Origin of the sequence: Methanobrevibacter sp., from assembly GCF_045126245.1 — an archaeon.
GTDB lineage: Archaea > Methanobacteriota > Methanobacteria > Methanobacteriales > Methanobacteriaceae > Methanocatella.
In genome coordinates, this window is record NZ_JBGVOG010000114.1 from 1 (window position 1) to 3,423 (window position 3,423).

4 protein-coding genes and 1 tRNA gene are annotated in these 3,423 nt (G+C 35.9%); 2 read left to right on the top strand and 3 right to left on the bottom strand.

What is annotated here, in order from left to right:
- Together ACJMLZ_RS08415 and ACJMLZ_RS08420 are read right to left on the bottom strand one after the other, a co-directional pair.
- Positions 1-97, bottom strand: a 97-nt coding sequence (locus tag ACJMLZ_RS08415) for a F420-dependent methylenetetrahydromethanopterin dehydrogenase (RefSeq protein ID WP_405270337.1), incomplete at its 3' end; no start/stop codon positions are given.
- A gap of 270 nt (positions 98-367) precedes the next feature.
- Positions 368-439, bottom strand: a tRNA-Val gene (locus ACJMLZ_RS08420).
- Between the two features lie 121 nt (positions 440-560).
- Here ACJMLZ_RS08420 and ACJMLZ_RS08425 point away from each other — a divergent pair.
- Positions 561-1,484 (top strand): branched-chain amino acid transaminase, encoded by a 924-nt coding sequence (locus ACJMLZ_RS08425; RefSeq protein WP_405305178.1) that lies wholly within the window; start codon positions 561-563, stop codon positions 1,482-1,484.
- A 12-nt stretch (positions 1,485-1,496) separates the two neighbouring features.
- Positions 1,497-2,330, top strand: coding sequence for an undecaprenyl-diphosphatase UppP (gene uppP, locus ACJMLZ_RS08430; protein WP_405305179.1), 834 nt, complete (start codon positions 1,497-1,499; stop codon positions 2,328-2,330).
- 28 nt (positions 2,331-2,358) lie between these two features.
- On the opposite strand, the gene cobT is transcribed toward uppP, so the two are convergent.
- Positions 2,359-3,423: nicotinate mononucleotide-dependent phosphoribosyltransferase CobT (gene cobT / locus ACJMLZ_RS08435; RefSeq protein ID WP_405305180.1), on the bottom strand; the 1,065-nt coding region annotated here is incomplete at its 5' end.

The window sequence follows — 3,423 nt, forward strand, 5'->3', positions numbered from 1 at the left end:
CGATATTTGGTCTGTCTGCTCTTTCGTCTAACAATAGGTCAATTACTGGTGAAGTACCAATATTACCACTTTTAATAATAGCAATTTTAACTACCATAATTAAGTCTCCTTTTTCGATATTAATAATTTTAATTCAAAAACTATTTAAATTTTATTATTTATTATTTTTAATCAATCACTTAATTATTTTAATTAACATTATTCATTATTTTAAATTATTAAATATTGTTTATTAATTCATTCGGGTATCTATATTTTTTTTTAATGAAATAAATGTAAAATTTGTTGATTTTGATGAAAAATATCTCAAAAAAAAATCAATGAAAAAGTTGACTGTGGTAAAAAAAAATTTCAAAAATAGGATGAGTGGTTCCGACGAGATTCGAACTCGTGATCCCCTCCTTGTAAGGGAGGTATCATACCACTAGACCACGGAACCAACAAATATTATTATGGTTTTATTATTATATAAGCATTTCGGTATTTCCATTTTTAATGGGTAAAGTTAATTAATTATTAATAATATAGATATTATTACAAATAAAAAATGAAGTGATAAAATGGCTTGGGACGATACAGCTAGTAAAATATGGATAGATGGAGACATGGTAGATTGGAAAGATGCAAACATTCATGTACTTTCTCATGTTGTCCATTATGGTACAAGTGTTTTTGAAGGAATTCGTGCATATAAAAACGAAAAGGGCGTAGCGGTATTCCGCCTAAAAGAACATGTACAACGTTTATTTGATTCAGCAAAAATTTATAAAATTGATATTCCTTATACTCAAGAAGAAATTGAAGAAGCGATTTTAGAAACCGTTCGTGTAAATGACTTGAATGGTTGTTACATACGCCCAATTGTATTTAGAGGATATGGTGAACTTGGTGTAAACCCATTAAACTGTCCTGTTAATGTAGTTATTGCTGCTTGGGAATGGGGATCATATTTAGGAGAAGAAGGAATGGCCAATGGTGTAGACATTGGTGTATCATCATGGAGAAAACCAGCTCCGGACACTTTCCCTGCTCTTGCTAAATGTGGTGCAAATTATATGAATTCCCAATTGGCTAAACTTGAGGCTATTGACAACGGATTTGATGAAGCTATTATGCTTGATTATGAAGGTCACGTATCCGAGGGCAGTGGAGAAAACATATTCCTTGTTGAAGGCGAAAAATTGTTCACTCCTGCAATGTCATCATCCAACCTTAAAGGTATTACAAGGGATTCCATCATGACTATTGCTCGTGATTTAGGCTATGAGGTTGTTGAAGAAATCATATCAAGAGAAAGGTTATACTCTGCTAATGAAGTGTTCTTCACTGGAACTGCTGCGGAAGTTACTCCAATTCGTTCCATTGACCACAGAACTATTGGTATCGGTAGAAGAGGACCAATCTCTGAAAAAATACAAACTGCCTTCTTTGATATTGTAGAAGCAAAAGTTGAAGATAAATACGGTTGGTTATCTTACATTTAAGCGGTGTAGTCTATGGATATTATCCAAGGAATTATTATTGGTATTGTTCAGGGTTTAACTGAATTTTTGCCGGTTAGTAGTTCAGCACATCTTGTGTTTATTCAAAATATTTTAGGAGTTGAAAGCTCACTTGCTTTTGACACCTTTCTACATTTAGGATCACTGCTTGCGGTTTTATGGTTCTTCCGTGGGGATATCATCAAAATGCTTAAGTCATGGTGGCTGAGCATTGGAGATTTGCTTCAGGGAAGATTCAGGCAAGGGTTCATTGATGATCCTTATAAAAGACTTGCATGGTATGTAATTTTGGCAACCATTCCTGTAGGTTTTGTTGGAGTGTTTTTTGAAGATTCAGTAGAAGCATTATTTGCCGGTGCCCTTTATGTTCCCGCATTCTTTTTATTCGTAACTGGTACTATATTGTACTTGTCTCAAAGAATGACTAGTGGTGAAGTTAATTTTAATAACATCGGTGCAAAAGAAGCATTGTTTATGGGTTTAGGTCAGGCATGTGCAATTTTACCTGGACTTTCACGTTCCGGTACAACAATAGCCGCAGGTCTTGTAATAGGGTTGGATAAGGAATTTGCAGCAAAATTCAGTTTCATATTATCCATTCCAGCTATTCTTGGCGCTTTTCTGGTGCAGTTGAAGGACATAGGCTCTGCAATGGATGCTAACTTTTTACCTATATTTCTAGGTTTCATCGCCGCTTTCATCGCAGGTTATGCAGCCATCAAATGGATGCTTGAGCTGATTCAAAAGAGAAGTTTGGATATATTCGCTTACTACTGTTGGATAGTAGGTATAGTCGTATTTATGGGTTCAATCGCCCATATATTTTAAAAATAAGAATATAGAGATTATTTAATCTCTATTTACATACTTTTTCTATTTTTTTTCTAAGTTTTTCAACGGAATTTCCTAAAACAAGTGCTGTATACATTGCCCCTCCGGCTCCGGCACCTTCCTTAACAAATCCTTTCAAGTAATTTTTCAGCCCTTCGTGTTCTGATTTTTCAAATTCGGGATCTACAACATTAACGGTAATGTTGCCATCGATTTGTTTTAAAATTCCGAACAGGTCTGCAGTCTCATCGCCTGCAACGAATACTGTAGTGGCGAGGTTAATTCTTGAAAAATCAAAATTAGGTTGCACGGATTTTATAATCGCACAAGCCGCAGCCATTTGGGTTCCACCTGCCAAAATGATTGGAATATCTGAACCTATAACAATTCCGGCTATTGCAGGAAGTGTAGGGTCTCCTACTGCAGCTATGGCTTGAATTGCATCAATATCATCTTTTTCCGGGTCGAGGCCTGCATTTTTTAATCCTTCATCTACAATTTTTGTTTTCATGTCATGAGGATTATGGGGCATGCTTCCACTAACTTTTTCATTGGCATCATAACCCAAAGCTCTCAATACTCCCAAAGCGGTTGTAGTTCCGGCAGCAATACTTTCGCCAATTATAAGCATTTCATGTCTTCTTGATAACTCAGAACCTAAATCCTTTGCATTTTCAAATATTTCTAATGGGTTTAAAACACCTTTTCCGGTTCTGATATCTCTTCCATATTCTTTTCCTAAATTGACATATTCTATATCAGGTTTAATTTTAGAACCGGCATCAACAATAACAAAGGGGATGTTTGCAAGTTGGAGTGCTGCTTTTGTAAGCCTTGCGGGAGTTGGTGCAGCGGCATCGCCTACGACGGTTTCTGCTGGAGCCTCACAACATCTTACTTCTCCTAAAACCATAAATTCCACATCTGAAGCAGGTGTATATTCAGTTAAATCCGCTGAAGGGCCTGCACCTGAAAGGCCAGGTATCAATGAGGTTTCAGTTGTACCGATTGTAAGTAAAAATACTGGGTCTTCACATCCCTGTAATTTTTTAGTTAATTCATCAGATCCATATGTTGTAACTCCATCAAT

Coding starts and splice junctions, on each gene's coding strand:
- uppP (WP_405305179.1), top strand. CDS start 1,497: ATGGATATTATCCAAGGAATTATTATTGGTATTGTTCAGGGTTTAACT.
- ACJMLZ_RS08425 (WP_405305178.1), top strand. CDS start 561: ATGGCTTGGGACGATACAGCTAGTAAAATATGGATAGATGGAGACATG.